16 protein-coding genes are annotated in these 16,770 nt (G+C 62.9%); 11 read left to right on the top strand and 5 right to left on the bottom strand.

The genetic code is table 11. From position 1 onward, the window contains the following. Nucleotides 1-225 precede the first annotated feature (225 nt). On the top strand, nt 226-984 hold the full coding sequence (locus BEN48_RS15860; protein ID WP_125932693.1) for a hypothetical protein: 759 nt from the start codon (nt 226-228) through the stop codon (nt 982-984). A 155-nt stretch (nt 985-1,139) separates the two neighbouring features. Here BEN48_RS15860 and BEN48_RS15855 read toward each other — a convergent pair whose 3' ends face one another. After that, nucleotides 1,140-1,880, bottom strand: a complete 741-nt coding sequence (locus BEN48_RS15855; protein WP_158010220.1) for a DUF3891 family protein — start codon at nt 1,878-1,880, stop codon at nt 1,140-1,142. Nucleotides 1,881-2,011: 131 nt separating this feature from the next. Here BEN48_RS15855 and BEN48_RS15850 point away from each other — a divergent pair, with 131 nt between their 5' ends. The 4 genes from BEN48_RS15850 (at nt 2,012) to BEN48_RS15840 (ending at nt 6,733) form a co-directional block, all read left to right on the top strand. Continuing rightward, nucleotides 2,012-2,953 (top strand): alpha/beta fold hydrolase, encoded by a 942-nt coding sequence (locus BEN48_RS15850; RefSeq protein WP_070735950.1) that lies wholly within the window; start codon nt 2,012-2,014, stop codon nt 2,951-2,953. A gap of 118 nt (nt 2,954-3,071) precedes the next feature. Further along, nucleotides 3,072-5,327 (top strand): zinc-dependent metalloprotease, encoded by a 2,256-nt coding sequence (locus tag BEN48_RS15845; protein WP_241502300.1) that lies wholly within the window; start codon nt 3,072-3,074, stop codon nt 5,325-5,327. Beyond that, nucleotides 5,324-5,602, top strand: a complete 279-nt coding sequence (locus tag BEN48_RS19855) for a hypothetical protein (protein WP_241502299.1) — start codon at nt 5,324-5,326, stop codon at nt 5,600-5,602. Before BEN48_RS15845 ends, BEN48_RS19855 begins: the two co-directional genes overlap by 4 nt. A 261-nt stretch (nt 5,603-5,863) precedes the next feature. Then, entirely contained in the window at nt 5,864-6,733 is an 870-nt protein-coding gene (locus tag BEN48_RS15840; protein ID WP_070735949.1) for a TolB family protein, read from the top strand. Between the two features lie 103 nt (nt 6,734-6,836). Here BEN48_RS15840 and BEN48_RS15835 read toward each other — a convergent pair whose 3' ends face one another. Then, the gene (locus BEN48_RS15835; RefSeq protein ID WP_070735948.1) at nt 6,837-7,829 is read right to left on the bottom strand and encodes an NAD-dependent epimerase/dehydratase family protein; all 993 of its coding nucleotides are present in this window, start codon (nt 7,827-7,829) and stop codon (nt 6,837-6,839) included. A 106-nt stretch (nt 7,830-7,935) separates the two neighbouring features. Here BEN48_RS15835 and BEN48_RS15830 point away from each other — a divergent pair, with 106 nt between their 5' ends. Continuing rightward, on the top strand, nt 7,936-9,027 hold the full coding sequence (locus BEN48_RS15830) for a patatin-like phospholipase family protein (protein WP_070735947.1): 1,092 nt from the start codon (nt 7,936-7,938) through the stop codon (nt 9,025-9,027). A gap of 179 nt (nt 9,028-9,206) precedes the next feature. Beyond that, the gene (gene kbl, locus BEN48_RS15825) at nt 9,207-10,460 is read left to right on the top strand and encodes a glycine C-acetyltransferase (RefSeq protein WP_070735946.1); all 1,254 of its coding nucleotides are present in this window, start codon (nt 9,207-9,209) and stop codon (nt 10,458-10,460) included. A 243-nt stretch (nt 10,461-10,703) separates the two neighbouring features. Here kbl and BEN48_RS15820 read toward each other — a convergent pair whose 3' ends face one another. From BEN48_RS15820 to folP, 3 genes are all read right to left on the bottom strand, one after another. Then, nucleotides 10,704-11,066: a hypothetical protein gene (locus BEN48_RS15820; RefSeq protein WP_070735945.1), complete on the bottom strand. Its 363-nt coding sequence runs from the start codon at nt 11,064-11,066 to the stop codon at nt 10,704-10,706. Between the two features lie 127 nt (nt 11,067-11,193). Next, on the bottom strand, nt 11,194-12,036 hold the full coding sequence (gene cdaA, locus BEN48_RS15815; protein WP_070735944.1) for a diadenylate cyclase CdaA: 843 nt from the start codon (nt 12,034-12,036) through the stop codon (nt 11,194-11,196). A 107-nt stretch (nt 12,037-12,143) separates the two neighbouring features. Then, nucleotides 12,144-13,058, bottom strand: coding sequence for a dihydropteroate synthase (folP, locus tag BEN48_RS15810; RefSeq protein ID WP_317043715.1), 915 nt, complete (start codon nt 13,056-13,058; stop codon nt 12,144-12,146). A gap of 83 nt (nt 13,059-13,141) precedes the next feature. On the opposite strand from folP, the gene BEN48_RS15805 reads away from it, so the two are divergent. From BEN48_RS15805 to BEN48_RS15790, 4 genes are all read left to right on the top strand, one after another. Next, a complete protein-coding gene (locus BEN48_RS15805) occupies nt 13,142-13,678 on the top strand; it encodes a DUF1599 domain-containing protein (RefSeq protein ID WP_070735943.1) in 537 nt (178 codons plus the stop codon). A 124-nt stretch (nt 13,679-13,802) separates the two neighbouring features. Beyond that, the gene (locus BEN48_RS15800; RefSeq protein WP_241502298.1) at nt 13,803-14,975 is read left to right on the top strand and encodes a BT_3928 family protein; all 1,173 of its coding nucleotides are present in this window, start codon (nt 13,803-13,805) and stop codon (nt 14,973-14,975) included. Between the two features lie 179 nt (nt 14,976-15,154). Continuing rightward, nucleotides 15,155-16,213 (top strand): ABC transporter permease, encoded by a 1,059-nt coding sequence (locus tag BEN48_RS15795; protein WP_070736127.1) that lies wholly within the window; start codon nt 15,155-15,157, stop codon nt 16,211-16,213. Nucleotides 16,214-16,216: 3 nt separating this feature from the next. Then, nucleotides 16,217-16,738: a shikimate kinase gene (locus tag BEN48_RS15790; RefSeq protein ID WP_125932692.1), complete on the top strand. Its 522-nt coding sequence runs from the start codon at nt 16,217-16,219 to the stop codon at nt 16,736-16,738. Nucleotides 16,739-16,770: the final 32 nt, after the last annotated feature.

Raw genomic sequence — 16,770 nt, 5'->3', positions numbered from 1 at the left:
GCACACGTGCTGTGGCGTTGGCCAAAAATACCCGCACGCTGTTTGGCAAGCAGGCGCTACACGGCGAGCCGGCGCTACCTTCGTAGCAGCAGGCGCTTCCCGCGCCGCCGGTTCTGCGCGCTCCGGGCCCGCAGTAGCTTTGTCCAACTTTTTTCCGTTATGCTCATGCGCTTTTGTTTACGAGTTGCCCGCACGTTGGTGCCCGCGTTGTTCGGCCTCTTCCTTTTGAGCGCACCCGCTCACGCTCAAACCCAGAAGATTAAAATAAAGGGCAACGCCTCTTACCCCGCCGCCGAGGGTTTTGACGCGGCTGGCTCCGACGCCAAAGCCGTGGCTATTGCCGACCGCGCCATGCGCGAGATGGGCGGCTACGAAAACTGGAAAAACGCCCGCTACTTCGCCTGGAGCTTTTTTGGCGGCCAGTACCAGATTTGGGACAAGTACACCGGCGATTTTCACTGGGAAAAAGACACCCTGGTGGCCAACTACAACCTCAACACCAAGCAGGGCCGCGTGTACAGCCGCGGCCAGGACATTTCGGCCTCGCCCACCGGCCAGAAAATGCTGGACCGCATGACCGGCATCTGGATAAACAACGCTTACTGGCTGGTAATGCCCTTTAAGCTGAAGGACTCCGGCGTGACCCTCACCCACAAAGGCGAAGCCAAAACCCTGGACGGCGCCACCGCCGACCTGCTGCAAATGACGTTCAAGAACGTGGGCGTGACGCCCCAGAACCGCTACGAGGTGCTGGTGAACCGTGCCAATGGCCTGGTAGAAGAATGGGCCTACTTCGCCAACGCCACCGATGCCCAGCCGGGCTTCCGCCGCCGCTGGACGCAGTACACCAAGCACGGCAACCTGCTGCTGTCCGCCGACCGCAGCGATGCCACCAAGCCAACCCGCCTCGACAACATTGCCCAACTGCAAACCCTGCCCGAAGGCGTGATGAGCAGCACTACGCCGGTAGCGAAAGTGAAGTAAGCCAGCGGTTGAAAGCCCGTTAGGGGAAAAGATAACGTCATGCTGAGCGCAGCCGAAGCATCTCTACCGCGTAACTAAACAATTTTAGTATTGCGGTAGAGATGCTTCGGCTGCGCTCAGCATGACGTTCTTTCTATGCCGTTACGTCAATATGGCTACTTAGTGCCGGGCCGCAACTCCCAGCGCAGGGTTTCGATGGACGCGGCACGCAAGGCGCCCGCCAGCTCGGCATCGTCCCGGAACTGCAGCTGCGTGAGCACGCTGGCCTCCACGCTCACGGCAATGGTTTTTTCGCGAAATGGCCAGGGGTGAATGATAACGGGCCCGCCGGGTTCGGGCTGGGCCAGGGTGTGCATGGTGCCATCGGGCCCGCGGTGGATTTCCACGGCGCGGCCCATTTCCGGGATTTCGTGCCGGCAGAGGATGAGCGAGAGTCGGTCGCACCAGTGCAACAGGTCGTAGGCCTGCTGGGCTTCGGCCTTGGTAATCTTGAGGGCGCGGCGCCATTCCTGCTGCCGGGCCTTGAGGTAGTCGAGGAAAGAGGTAATTTCTTCGGTATCGCCCCGCAGGCCTTCGTACAAACAGCTCAGGTGCAGGCTGGTGAGCAGGCTGCGCCAACGCCCCTGGAAGCGGGCCACAGCCAGCACCCCGGCCGCCTGCTCCAGCGAAAATCCCTTCTGGGTGAAGTTGGCCGGGGCGCCGGCGGGCGTGAGGCCGTGGTGCCCGCCGCGGCCCCGCCAAGCGTCCTGCTCGTCGTCGTGCTGCGCAATGGCGGCCAGAAGGCCCACCCAGCGGTCGGGCTCCAGGGTGTGAGGCCAGTGCCAGGCCAACTGCATGGCCAGCAAGGCGTGGGCCTGTTGGTAAATAATTTGCCAGCCAGCGGGGGTGGAGTTCACTATCATCAGAGAAACGAAGCCAGGTTTAAGCCTGTACAACTGCAAAAGAAGGACCCGGGTTGTGTGCCCGGGCACTCGTCACCCCATCCGCCACCGCACCAACTCCGTGGCCCGCTCTTCGTAGTTCACCCATGCCTGAACCCCAGGAGAGCCGCCTGGCCCACGACCTGTTTACCCCGCTCACTGTGCGGCTCCCCGATGGCCGCACCCTGGGCCTGACGCGCTACGGCAACCCCGCGCACCAGGCGCTGGTGTTTCACCACGGCTTTGGTTCCTCGGGCCGCGAGCTGCCGCCCGCTACGGCCCTGCTGGCCCGCCTGCAGCTGCAGGTGCTGGCTCCCGACCGGCCCGGCGTGGGCCAGTCCAGCGTGTATCGCCGCCTCACCTTTCCCTCCTTTGCCGACGATGTGGTGGCCATGCTTGATGCCCTGGAAATAGCCGGGCCGGTGGGCGTGATGGGCTGGTCGGTGGGCGGGGTGCACGCGCTGGCGCTGGCCGCGCGCCACCCGCAGCGAGTGGCGGCCGGGCAGCTGCTCAGTACCTGCCTGCCGCTGGGCGAGCCCACCTCCTACCGGCACCTGTCGCTGCTGTGGAAGGCCCTGCGCTGGGGCCAGACTGGCTTTCCGTGGCTGAACCGGGCCACCTTTCTGTGGCTCAGCCGGCAGTGGGCCCGGCGGCCCGATACCACCATCAATTGGTTTGTGCGCCTGATGTGGCAGGCCGAGCAGGACGTGGCCGGCCGGCGCGGCTTCCGGGAGCTGCTGCGCGATGCGGCCGCGCAGGGCTTTGCGCACCATGGCCGCGGCGTGTACGACGATGCGCAGGCGTGGTGCCGCCCTCCCGGCTTTGCCATTGAAGACGTGCAGGCCCCCATCAGCCTGTGGCACGGCACCGCCGATGGCGTGTGGGCGCCCGGCAATATCCCCTACTTAGCGGACCGACTGCCCCGGGCCCACGTGCACCTGCTACCCGGCGAGGGCCACATGCTGTACCTGGAAAACTGGGCGGCCATCCTGACCGAAATGCGCAGCCTGCTCGATGCCGCCAGCGCAGCCCAAGGCACCGGCAGCTAAAGGCACTTCATTCGCCCACAGCTATTCCCGCCGCCCCATTGCGCGGAGCACATGGCATTCATTACTCAATTTATTGTAACCTTGCCAGACTGAATTCGCGCCTTATTCCCCTCCCCGCATGAAGCACGTTGTACCTACTTCCTCTCTTGCTCCGGCATTGTTTGTTCTACTGACTGCGCTGGTTCCGTCTGCCCAGGCCCAACGGCCGGCCGCGGGCGCGAAGAAAGTGGCACCCGCCACGCCGGCCACTTCCCTGGCTTCCCAAACCAAGGGTATGCAGAGATTCGACGGGTACTTCCCGTTTTATTACGACCAGAAAACGGGCAAGGTGCTGCTGGAAGTCGAGCGCTTCAACGAAGAGTTTCTGTACTTCGGCTCCATGGCCACCAGCGTGGGCAAGGGCATAGAGCGGGGCCAGAGCAGCTCGGCCATCGCCAAGTTTATGCGGGTGGGCGGCAAGGTGCTGCTGGTGGAGCCCAACTACGACTACCGCGCCGTGACCGACAACGCCGACGAGCTGCGCGCCGTGGACAACGCCTTTGCCAAATCGGTTATCTGGGGCTTTGTGCCCGTGGCCATGGAGGGCAACAAAGCCTTGCTGGACCTGACCCCGTTTCTGGTGCGCGACAGCCAGAAAATTGCCGAGGGCCTGGGCAGCCGCGGCTACCAGGGCCCCGGCGCCAGCCTGATGGGCGGCCCCGGCAGCGGGCAGGCCATTAGCTACAAAGTAGACGAGTCGCGCTCGGCCGTGTACCTGGACAACACCCGCAACTTCCCCAAAAACTCGGAATTTGAGGCCCTGGTTACGTTTACGAGCACCCCGGGGCGCGGCGCCGACCAATCCATTGCGCCCGACCCGAACGCCGTGACCGTGCAGATGCACCAAGCCTTTATCGCGCTGCCGGAAAAGGGCTTCCGCACCCGCAAGTTTGACCCGCGCTCGGGCTTTCAGGATTTCAGCTACCTGGACTTTGCTGCGCCCATGAGCCAGCCGCTGGCGCAGCGCTTCACCGTGCGGCACCGGCTGGCCAAAAAAGACCCTGCGGCGGCCGTGAGCGAGGCCGTGGAGCCCATAGTGTACTACGTGGACCGGGGCGCGCCCGCCGCCATCAAAAAAGCCCTGCTGGAAGGCGGCGCGTGGTGGAACCAGGCCTTTGAGGCGGCCGGCTACCAGAATGCTTTTCAGATAAAAGAGCTGCCCGTGGGGGCCGACCCGCTGGACATTCGCTACAACGTGGTGAACTGGATAAACCGGTCCGGCACCCCGCGGGCCTACTCCTACGGGGCCTCGTACGTGGACCCGCGCACCGGCGAAATCATCAAGGGCGTGGTGTCGCTCGGCGCCGACCGGCACCGGCAGGACTACCTTATTGCCGAAGGCCTGCTGCAGCCCTACGAGGACGGCAAGCCCGTGCCCGAGCAGATGGAACAGCTGGCCCTGGCGCGCATCCGCCAGCTGTCGGCCCACGAAATAGGCCACACGCTGGGGCTGCACCACAACTTCACGGCCAGCAGCAAAGACCGCGGCTCGGTGATGGACTACCCGTTTCCGCGCTTCACCATGCAGGCCGATGGCCGGCTGGATGTGTCGCAGGCCTACGCCACGGGCATTGGCAGCTGGGACAAGCGCGCCGTGCAGTGGGGCTACGCCGATTTCCCCGCGGGCACCGACGAAAACCAGGCCCTGGACCGCATTATGCAGGAAACCTTGGCGCAGGGCTTCCGCTTCATCCCCGACATTGGCGGCTACGCCCATCCGGCGGCCAACCAGTGGGACGAGGGCACCGACCCCGTGGCCCAGCTCACGTCGCTGATGGCCGTGCGCCGCAGCGTGCTCGACCGCTTTTCGGAGAAAGCCATTCGGCCGGAGGCGCCCATGGCCACGCTGGAAGAGGTGCTGGTGCCCATGTACCTGCTGCACCGCTACCAGGTAGAAGCCGTGGCCAAGTCGCTGGGTGGGCAGTACTTCAGCCACGCGGTGAAGAACGATGGCCAAGCCCCCACCCAGATGGTGGACCCGGCCGTGCAGTGGCAGGCGTTCAATGCGCTGCTGGCTACCATCTCGCCGGCCGCGCTGCAGCTGCCCGAGGCGCTGATTGCCAAGATTCCGCCCCGCCCCTCGGGCTACCCGGCCACACTGGAAACCTTCGGCGGCTACACCGGTCCCACCTTCGACCCCCTAGCCGCTGCCGAAGCTGCCGCCGCGCCCACCATTGCCGCTATTCTGAACCCGCAGCGCGCCGCCCGCCTCATTGAGTACCAGGCCCGCGACAGCCGACAGCCCGGGTTCCAGCCCGTGGTGGAGCAGCTGCTGGCCAGCACCTGGCGCGCCACACCCGAAACCGGCTACGCCGCGCCCTGCAAACCGTGGTGAACAACCTGACCCTGCAGCACCTGTTGCAGCTAGCGGCCGATACCCGCGCCGCAGCCAGCGTGCGCGGCCAGGCGCTGCTGGCAATAGACGGCCTGGAAAAATGGATGAGCAAGGAGGCCAAGCGGGGCAAGGCCCCGCAGCAGGCCAACGTGCTGTTTGGCCTGTCGGAAATCCAGCGCTTCCGCGCCGAGCCCGGCAAGTTTACGCCGCCGCCAGCGGTGGAAATGCCGCCCGGCGCGCCCATCGGCATGCCGGCTATGGGTTTCCTGGACTAAGCGTTTATCCGAATGGCAAAAATTGAACGGTCATGCTGCGCACAGCCGAAGCATCTCTACCGCGCCTCCTGTTATGCCTAATCTAGTGTACCGAAGGAAGCATATTATCAGGTTAGAACAAATCGTTCCGCTGTGAGAAGGTCCTTCGCAAGCTCAGGATGACAGGCGGCGCAGTAAAGATGCTTCGACTACGCTCAGCATGACGTTTTGATTTGCTCTATTCAAATGGGCTTTACTCCTCACTCTCTTGCCCCCTTCCCGATGAAAAAACTTGTTGCTTTCTGCTGCTGCCTGGTTCCCTACTTAGCGGCGGCCCAGCCGAACACCGACATTCACCTCTTCGACCTGGCAGTGAAAGGCACGAAGGTGGTTCTGAGCAAGCCGCTCAACATCACGCCCCACGTGGGCTACGACAACCAGCCCTTCTTCCACCCCACCCAGCCGCTGGTGTACTACACGGCCTTGGCCGACAGCGGCCGGACCGACCTGCGGGCCTACAACTACCAAACCGCCCAAAGCAAGGCCATTACCACCACCCGCGAGCGGGAATTTTCGCCCACCCTCACCCAAGACCAGCAGTTTCTGTCCTGCATCATTCAGCGCGACAACGGCAACCAGGACCTGGGCCAATACCCCCTGGCCGGCGGCTCGCCCACCGTGTTGATTGACAACCTGAAAGTAGGCTACCACGCCTGGATTGACCGCACCCGCCTGCTCCTGTTTGTGCTGGCCACGCCCGTCAACGAGTTGCACTACCACGACCTGGCCACTGGCCACGACACCGTGGTGGCCCGCAACATTGGGCGCTCCATCAAGCGCATTCCCAACCAGGCGGCCATCAGCTTTATGCAGCAAACCCCGGAGGGCACCTGGCTCATTCAGCGGTTCGACACGAAGACCCGCGCCATTACCACCATCGCCCCAGGCCTGGCAAAGTCGGAAGACGTAGCCTGGACGCGCAACGGCCTCATGCTGATGAGCAACGGCGAACAGATTTACAGCCGCTGCCCCGGTGCCCGCGGCACCTGGCAACCCGTGACGGTGAAGGGAGCCCCTGCGCCGCTGAAGAATGCCAGCCGCTTGGCCATTAACGCCGCTGCTGATAAGCTGGCGGTGGTAGTGGACGAGTAGCACCGGTGAGGTGGACGCATTGGGCACATATAGGCCATTAAAAAAGCCTCATATCCGACTCCACACTGGAAGTTGAACATGAGGCTTTTTCACAACTCAATAGCTACACCAACTGCATTTCCTTCAGATGATGCAGCATGTCGGCCGTCATTTTGTCCAAGTCGAAATCGGGCTGCCAGCCCCAGTCCTGCCGCGCTTTCGAATCATCGATGCTGGCAGGCCAGGAGTCGGCGATTTGCTGGCGGCCATCGGGGTTGTAGGTCACCTGGAAATCGGGCAGGTGGCGCTGAATGCTGGCGGCGCTTTCGGCGGGCGAGAAGCTCATGGCACCCAGGTTGTAGCTGGTGCGTACCTTGATTTGGTCGGCCGGGGCGTGCATCAGGTCCAACGTGGCTTTCAGCGCGTCGGGCATGTACATCATCGGCAGGTAGGTGTCTTCGCTCAGGAAGCACTCGTAATTCTCGCCGGCCACGGCCTTGTGGTAGATGTCCACGGCGTAGTCGGTGGTGCCGCCGCCGGGCAGGCTCTTGTAGCCGATGAGGCCGGGGTAGCGCAGGCTGCGCACGTCCAGGCCGTGCTTGCGGTGATACCACTCGCACCACTGCTCGCCGGCCAGCTTGCTGATGCCGTACACCGTGTTGGGGTTCATGATGGTGACCTGCGGGGTGTTGTCGCGCGGGGTGTCGGGGCCGAACACGGCAATGCTGCTGGGCCAGTACACCTGGGCCACGCCGTGGGCCACGGCCGCTTCGAGCACGATGAGCAGGCCGTCCATGTTCAGCTGCCAGCCGAAAAGGGGGTTTTTCTCTGCCGTGGCCGAGAGCAGGGCCGCGAGGTGGTAAATCTGCCTGGGGCGGTACTGACGAATGAGCTTGTCGAGGCGCGAGCGGTCGAGCACGTCGAGCAACTCGAAAGGACCACCGGCCAGCAGCTCGGGGTTCTTGGGCGGGCGCACGTCGGCGGCTACCACCAGGTTGGGGTCGTAGCGCTGGCGCAGGGCGGCCACCAATTCGAGGCCCAGCTGGCCGCAGGCGCCAATGACCAGCACGGAGCCGGGTAGAACAGTGGTTTCAGTGTCGCCGGGAGTGGTGGCCATGCGCGGAGGTGGGATTGGGTGGGACAGTGGGATGAAGTTTGGGTGCAAAGATACCGGGCCGGGCGTTGCCACAGCGCCTGCTGCACGCTACGGTATATTTGGCTTCATGTACAAGCGCGCTTTTTTAATAAGTTTTATCAGTTTATGGGCACTGCTGGCGGGAAGCCCGGCCAGTGCCCAGCCAGCTCCTGGCTCACCCCGCTACCGCAACCTGGTGATGGAAGGCGGCGGTATTCGCGGTATTGCCTACGGTGGCGCCCTGCAGGAGCTGGAGCAGCAAGGTATTTTGCAAGGCATCACGCGGGTGGGCGGCACCTCGGCAGGCGCCATTCAGGCGGCACTGCTGGCAGTGGGCTACTCGGCCAGCGAGATTGTTGCGGTGGTGAACGCCACGCCCGTGCAGCGCCTCAACGACGGCCGCTTCATCTTTTTCGGTGGTAGCCACCGGCTGCTAAAAGAGTACGGCTGGTACCGGGGCGACGAGTTTGCCACCTATCTCAGCGAGCTGGTGGCCCGCAAAACCAAGCAGCCCAACCTGACGCTGGGCGAGCTGCACGCGCTGGCCCAGGCCCAGCCAGCCCGCTTCCGCGACCTCTACACCACCGGCACCAACCTCACCACCCAGCGCGTGCAGGTATTCAGCCACGAAACCACACCCGCCATGCGCGTGGCCGACGCCGTGCGCATCAGCATGAGCATTCCGCTGTATTTCCGGGCCGTGCTGCTCGATGCGCAGAACAACGTCATCACGGGCACGCCCACGCCCGGCCAGCCCGTGCAGGTGCTCGTCGATGGCGGTCTGCTGGCCAATTACCCCGTCGATATGTTCGACAAGCCGCGCTACCTGCCCGCCGGCACCGCCGCCGCGCCCGATGCCAGCGGCAACGTGTTCAACCCCGAAACCCTGGGCCTGCGCCTTGACCGCGCCGAGCAGATTCCGATGGATACGGCCACCACCGGCCGCCGCCAGCTGGCAGCCTACGACATCCAGGACCTTGACACCTACATAGGAGCCCTCTACACGGTGGCCCTTGAAAACCTCAATCCCGTGCAGCCACGGGATTGGAAACGCACCGTGAGCATCAACTTTTTAGGCTTGAGCCCCAAAATAAAGCGGGTGACCGACGCGGAGAAAAAGGCGCTGATGGACAGCGGGCGCGAGGGCGTGAAGGCGTTTATGGCACGGCAGCCGAAATAAAGTCTAGTAGAAAGAACAGTCATGCTGCGCGAAGTTGAAGCATCTCTACCGTACCGTTAATCAATTTTACTACCGCGGTAGAGATGCTTCGACTTCGCGCAGCATAACCGTTACCAAAATTTAACGCCATAAACCGGCGTAATTTTGCCTCACTACTTCTCACCACTTCCCACCGACTTATGTACGCCACTCTCCAGCCCGACCTTACGCAGCAGCTTCAGGAAATAAAGGATGCCGGCCTTTTCAAGAAGGAGCGCATCATTACCTCGCCCCAGGGCGCCGAGATTGAAACCGACGAGGCCGGCGAAGTGCTGAACTTTTGCGCCAACAACTACCTGGGCCTGAGCTCGCACCCCGAGGTTATTGCTGCCGCCAAAGCCGCCATCGACTCGCACGGTTATGGCCTGTCGTCGGTGCGCTTCATCTGCGGCACCCAGGACATTCACAAAGAGCTGGAAAAGAAGCTGGCCGAGTTTCTGGGCACCGAGGACACCATTCTCTATGCCGCGGCTTTCGACGCCAACGGGGGCGTGTTCGAGCCCCTGTTCAATGAGCAGGACGCCATTATTTCCGATGCCCTGAACCACGCCAGCATCATCGACGGCGTGCGCCTATGCAAGGCCCAGCGCTACCGCTACCAGCACAACGACATGGCCGACCTGGAAAAGCAGCTCCAGGACGCCCAGGCCAAGGGCTCGCGCCACCGCATCATCGTCACCGACGGCTCGTTCTCCATGGACGGCACCATTGCCCGGCTCGACCTCATCTGCGACCTCGCCGACAAGTACCAGGCCCTGGTGATGGTGGATGAGTGCCACAGCAGCGGTTTCCTGGGCAAAACCGGCCGCGGCACCCACGAGCTGCGCAACGTGATGGGCCGCGTCGACATCATCACCGGTACGCTGGGCAAGGCTCTGGGCGGCGCCATGGGCGGCTTCACCTCGGGTCGCAAGGAAATCATCGACATGTTGCGCCAGCGCAGCCGCCCGTATCTGTTCTCCAATACGCTGGCCCCGGCCATTGTGGGCGCGTCGCTGCGCGTACTGCAGCTGCTCACGGAGAGCACCGCCCTGCGCGACCAACTCGAAGAAAATACGACCTACTTCCGGGAGAAGATGACGGCCGCCGGCTTCGACATCCGGCCCGGCCAGCACCCCATCGTGCCCGTGATGCTCTATGACGCCAAGCTGGCCCAGGAATTCGCGGCTAAAATGCTGGATAAGGGCATTTACGTGGTGGGCTTCTACTACCCCGTGGTGCCGCAGGGCCAGGCCCGCATCCGGGTGCAGCTGAGCGCCGGCCACACCCGCGCGCACCTCGACAAGGCCATTGCCGCCTTCATCGCCGTGGGCCAGGAACTGGGTACGCTGAAGGAGGCTGGCGCCGCGGCTGCCGCGCCCCGCGGCGAGCAAGCGGTGACGAACACACCCTGATTTCCGCTCGAATATTCAAACGCAAAAAAGCCGCTGCCTGTATAAGGCAGCGGCTTTTTTTGGCCTTGTCGGCATCGGTGCTAAGTGCTGGCGCAGCAGTAACCGTATTCGATTCGGGCCTGCTGATCTGACCGCCCTGGGCGGTCTGACCGGTTGAAGCACCAGCAATTTCGGTCTGACGACGACCGGTCAGACCGCCTAGGGCGGTCAGACCAGAGCATACGCTTACCGCTGCATTCGTACTTAAAGGGCTTTGAAGCCCGTAGCTTGGCGCACGCTGCGCTCGTTGCCGCTCACGGGGTCGGCGTAGGAATGGTCGCTCACTTCTACCGACAGGCGCTTACCAATGAGCTGCTTGGTGTCGAGGTCTTTGCCTTCTTCGGGCTTGATGCCCACGGCCGAGTACAGCTGCAGGATGATGGGGTGGCCGGCCTCGGAATTGTAAAAGCGCTGCGACACATAGCCGTCTTCGCTTTCCATGCGAGCGGCGAAGAAGGGCACGTTCTGGTGCTCGCTGCTGCCTTCCTCGATAGCGGTGATTTCGACCGTATGGCGGCCGTCGGGCAGGAAGCCTTTGTCCTGGCCTGCGTCAACTGAGATTTTCATATAACTAAATTTATTGGAAGCTTCAAACTAATTACATTAGCTTAAACGAAGCTCCTCGGGCAGGGTTACAGCCGGGTGCAGATGGCGCCCACCGGCCGTAGTCGTCGCATCACTGCCGCTGCACTGCTCAGGCCGCTTTCACGCCTACCGGACTGCCGGAGTTGGCAGCCGAGCGGCTGGCACCGTTACTTAGTAGCCACTCATTGAGACGGTTGCGCAGCTCGGCGGTGGCCAGGTTGCGATATACTGCGCCATGATACACCAAGCTCATGGCGCCGGTTTCTTCGCTCACCACCAGCACCACCGCGTCGGTTACTTCGCTCAGGCCGATGGCGGCCCGGTGACGCAGGCCAAGCGAGGCAGGCACGTCGGGGTTTTCGCTCACGGGCAGTATGCAGCGGGCAGCCTGAATGCGGCCGTTGGCTACAATCACGGCGCCGTCGTGCAGGGGGCTGGTTTTATTGAAAATGGAAAGCAGCAGCCGTTTGCTGATTTCAGCGTCGAGCCGGTCGCCGGACTCGGCATACGGGCTGAGGTCGGAAGCCTGGGCAAAGCAGATGAGGGCCCCGGTAAACTTGTTGGAAAGGCTTTTGGCGGCTTCCACGAAAGGCCCTACAGATAGGGGCGTGGCCGGGGCGGGGCGGCCCCACTTCCAGCCGCGCACCCGTTCCAGGGCCGTGGCCTTGCCCACGCTCAGCAGAAACCGCCGGATTTCCTGCTGAAACAGAATGATGCTGGCCAGCACGCCCACGCTCATAAACTGCCCCAGAATTTTGGTGAGCAGCTCCATGCCGGTGGCTTTCACCACGAGGTAGAGCAGGTAGACGGACACCAGGCCCAGGGCCACATTCAGGGCCACCGACCCGCGCAGCAGCTTGTAGAGCTGGTAGAGCAGGATGGTAACCAAAAACACATCGGCCGCGTCAATCCAGCCGAAATGCAGGAAATTGATGGGGAAAGGGCCGGACATATGGCGGGGCTGAAGAAGAGAGCGGCAGGCAGGGGGCCGTGGGTACAAAAGACGCTCCGGAGTGGGGCCGTTGCACGGCAAGCCTACCAAAATTCAAATTACGGCCTTTATTCCGCCATTGAAAAGGTATTGGCAAATAATTGTATGGTTTGATGTGCTTCGGCCACGTCGTGCGCCCGCAGCAGCCGGGCCCCGCCCTGCAGCGCCACCATGTGCAGGGCGGTGGTGCCGTTGAGGGCCGCCTCGGGGCTGAGCCCCAGCGGCCCGTACACCATTTTCTTGCGCGACAGCCCAACCAGCACGGGCCGGCCCAGAGCCTGCAGCTCGGGCAGGCGGCGCAGCAGCTCGTGGCTCTGGGCGGCGGTTTTGGCAAAACCGAAGCCGGGGTCGAGCAGCACATCGACCACGCCGGCCCGGCGCAGGGCCACAAGGCCGTCGCGAAAGTGGCGCAACAGGGTGAGCACCAGGTCTTCGTCGTAGTGCGTGAGCTGGGCCATGTTTTGGGGCGTGCCGCGCAGGTGCATCAGCACGTAGGGGGCCCGCAGGCGGCCCACGGTGGCAAACATGGCCGCGTCGAGGGTGCCGCCGCCCACGTCGTTCACCATGTCGGCGCCGGCCAGCACCGCGGCGTGGGCCACGCGGGCCCGAAAGGTGTCGACGGAAAGAAAGGCTTGCGGGAACTCGCGGCGCAGGGCCTGCACGGCGGGCAGCAGCCGCTGGGTTTCTTCGGCCTCCGAAATATCGGCGGCGCCGGGGCGGGTACTGTAGGCGCCCAGGTCGAGCACGGCGGCTCCGGCGGCCAGCATGGCGGCGGCGCGCGCCAGCAGGTCTTGTTCCGAAGCCACGCGGCTGCCGGCAAAAAACGAGTCGGGCGTGAGGTTGAGGATGCCCATCACCTGCGGCTGGTGCAGACTGAGCAACCGGCCGTGGGGGCTGAGGAGCGAATTGGGGCAGGAGGGCAAGAGGGTGGGCAAATAGGAGGGCATGGGCGTGGCCAGGTAGAATAAGGGCTCAATATCCATAGCCGGTAGCGAACTTGCGGCGGCAATGGGCACCTGATTACAATCCCAATCCCCCCCCCTGCCCTCTTTCCCCTGCCCTAACCGTGCAAACTCCCGACCACTACGACCTGCTGCTGGCCCGCTGCCGCACCCTGTTTCTGGCCAAAACCCACGACTACGGCACGGCTTGGCGCATTCTGCGCCTGCCGTCGGTCACGGACCAGATTTTTATCAAAGCCAACCGCATTCGCACCATTCAGGAAACCGGCGTGCAACTGGTGGCCGACGATGTGAACGAGGAGTTTGTGGCTATTATCAACTACTGCCTCATTGCCCTGATGCAGCTGCACCTGCCCGCCGGTACCCCGCTGGATATGAGTGCCGAGGCCGTGGCCGCTGCCTACGACCACGAAGCCGCCGAAAACCGCCGCCTGCTGCTGGCCAAAAACCACGACTACGGCGAAGCCTGGCGCCAGATGCGCGTGGCCAGCATCACCGACCTGATTCTGATGAAGCTACACCGCGTGAAGCAGCTGGAGGACATTGGCGGCGATGCCTGGGTGAGCGAAAGCGTGGAAGGCAGCTACCGCGACATGCTGAACTACGCCGTATTTGCCCTGATTTTGCGCGGCGAAGGCTGAGACCGCGCGGCCCCCGCCGATGCAGACGGGCCTGCTTCGGCACGTGCAGCAGAACCGGGCTGCCAACCCTCCTTATCTTAAACCAAACTTTGCGCGTTGCCTAGCCGTTTGGTACGGGCTTACTTTGTCTTATGCCAACTCCAATTTCCAGTACCAGAACGCGCCGACGCCGCACCTGCTTCGCACCATCACCCGCGTATCGTGGTTTTTGCTGGGGGCGTTGTTTGTTTTTTCCGGTCTTATCAAGCTGAACGACCCAGTGGGCACGGCTATTAAGCTGGAGGAATATTTCGAAGTGTTTGCTGTCGATTTCGGCTCCTTCTTCCTCTATTTTAAGGGCATCGCGCGCACGCTCTCCATCCTGCTCAGCTCCATGGAGGTGATTTTGGGCGTGGCCCTGCTCCTGCGCTGGCACATGCGCTACGTGATGTGGGTGCTGCTGGGGCTGCTGGTGTTTTTCACCTTCCTCACCTTCTATTCGGCGGCCTTCAATAAGGTAACCGATTGCGGCTGCTTCGGTGACTTTATCAAGCTCACGCCTTGGACGTCCTTCGCCAAGGACGTGTTTCTGATGGTGCTGTGGGCCGTGGTGTTTTTCAATCAGCGGTTTTTGCGGCATGCCTACGTGCAGGGCACGCAGGGCATTATGACCATGACGTTCGTCTCGGCCATTGCCATTGGCATTGGGGTGCGGGCGCTGGGCCACCTCCCCTATTTCGACTTTCTGCCCTATAAAGTGGGCAACGATATTGGCAAGCTCATGAAGCCTGCTGAGCCCGCCCGCTACCGCTACACCATGACGCGCAACGGTGAAACCAAGGAATTTGAGCAATACCCCACCGACACCACCTGGCAGTACCAGGCCATGACGGTGCTGAACCCGGAGAAGTCGCTGCCGGTCATCACCGACTTTGAAGTTTCGGACGTAAACGGCAATTCCTACACCGGCGACTTGCTCAAGGGCAACAAGTTGGTGCTCATTGTGCAAAACACCAACAAGACCGACCGCGACCGGTTTGTCGCCATCAATGCCCTGATGACGGCCACTGCCAAGTCGCGCAAAAACATCACGGCGCTCACCATCACCAGCACCAGCCCGGCCAAGTTTGATGCGTTTCGGCACGACGTGAACCTGCCCGGCCCCTATTACTTTGCCGACGCCACAGTGCTCAAGTCCATCATTCGCTCCAATCCCGGCTTGGTTCTTCTGAGCAATGGCGTGGTGCAGGCCAAGTACCATTACCACGACATCCCTGAACTGTTTGAGGTAGACAAAGCCCTGGCTCGCACCTTCTAAGAAGACCTCCGAACAGGCAAAACCAGAACGTCACGCCCATCGGGCGTCCGCTTGCCGGAGCCTCTCTGCCGCACCAGTAAAACGACTTACTAACGCAGCGAACAGGCTTCGCCAGGCTCTGCATGATGCCCTGGCACCTGGCAAGCCGTACCTTTCTGGCCGACTACCTCGCTCCCCCCATGCTCTCTTTTATCTTACGTCGCCTGGCTCAGGGCCTGCTGGTGTTGGTGGGAGTGGCCTGCACGGTGTTCCTGCTGTTCAACGTGCTGCCCGGCGACCCGGCCGCCCTGCTGGCCGGTCAGCGCTCCGACTTGGCCACCAAAGCCGCCATTACCGCCGACCTCGGCCTGGACAAACCGCTGCCCGCCCGCCTGGCGGGCTACCTCAACGACGTGTCGCCGCTGGGCCTGCACCCGCGCGACTCGGCCGGCCAGGCGCGCTACGGCGGCGTGGCGCTGCTGCCGCTGGGCAGCCAGGCGCTGGTGCTGAAAACGCCGTACCTGCGCCGCTCTTTCCAAAGCAACAAAGACGTGCTGAGCATCCTGCTCGACTATTTCCCCGGCACCATGTGGCTGGCGCTGGCCGCCATGCTCATTGCCAGTGCGGGGGGCGTGGCGTTTGGGGTGGCGGCGGCGCTGCGGCCCCAGTCCGTGCTCGACCGCACGCTGGTAACCACCTCGGTGCTGGGCATTTCGGTGCCGTCGTTTGTGGCCGCCATCGTCATTGCCGTCACATTCGGCTTCTACTGGAGCCACTGGACGGGCCTTAGTCTTACCGGCCAGCTTTACGAAACCGACCCGTTTACGGGCGAGAGCCACTTGGTGCTACGCAACCTACTGCTGCCGGCCATTGCATTGGGCATTAGGCCATTGGCTATTATCACGCAGCTCACGCGCTCCAGCATGCTCGACGTACTGAGCCAGGACTACATCCGCACGGCGCGGGCCAAGGGCCTGAGCCGGCGGGCCACCGTGCTGCACCACGCCCTGCGCAACGCCCTCAACCCGGTGGTAACAGCGGTGTCGGGATGGCTGGCGTCGCTCATGGCGGGCGCGTTTTTCATCGAGTACATCTTCAACTGGAAAGGCCTGGGCACCGTGACGCTGCGGGCCGTAGAGAACCTGGACTTCCCCGTGGTGATGGGCGCTACGCTGTTTGTAGCTGCCCTTTTTGTGGTCATAAATATTGTGGTCGACGTGTTGTATGCCGTGCTCGACCCGCGCGTGAAACTCAGCTAGGCCTTGAAAATCTATTTAATCGGCATGCCCGGCTCGGGCAAAACCACACTGGGCCGGGCCCTGGCCGAGCACCTGGGCGTGCCCTTCCTGGACCTCGACGCCGAGATTGTGGCGCGGGCGGGCCAGGTGGTTTCGGCCATTTTTCTGCAGCACGGCGAAGCCTACTTTCGGCAGCTCGAAGCTGATACGCTGCGCGAGATTGCCGCCCAGGCGGGGCCGCTGGTGTTGGCTACCGGCGGCGGCACCCCCTGTTTCCATCACAATCTCACAGTACTGAAAAACAGCGGAGTTACCGTGTGGCTGGACGTGCCGGTGGCCGTGCTCACGGCCCGCTTGGCCGCAGCGGCCGAAACCAATAGCCGCCCCCTGCTGGCCACCAGTGGCCCCAGCGAAAAGTGGCTACATGAAACCCTTAGCATACGTACGCAGTTTTACCAGCAAGCCCAACTGCGCTGCCCGGCCGATGCGTGCACGGCTGCGGCTGTAGCAGCGCAGTTGGCCGCTGCGGGCATCGCCCTGGGCTGAGCCGATATATTACCGCTTGGCTCGTAATTTTG

Source organism: Hymenobacter glacialis (genome assembly GCF_001816165.1).
In the GTDB taxonomy this organism is placed as follows: domain Bacteria; phylum Bacteroidota; class Bacteroidia; order Cytophagales; family Hymenobacteraceae; genus Hymenobacter; species Hymenobacter glacialis.
The sequence above is the reverse complement of the archived record's forward strand: the minus strand, read 5'-3'. Positions and strand labels throughout refer to the sequence as shown.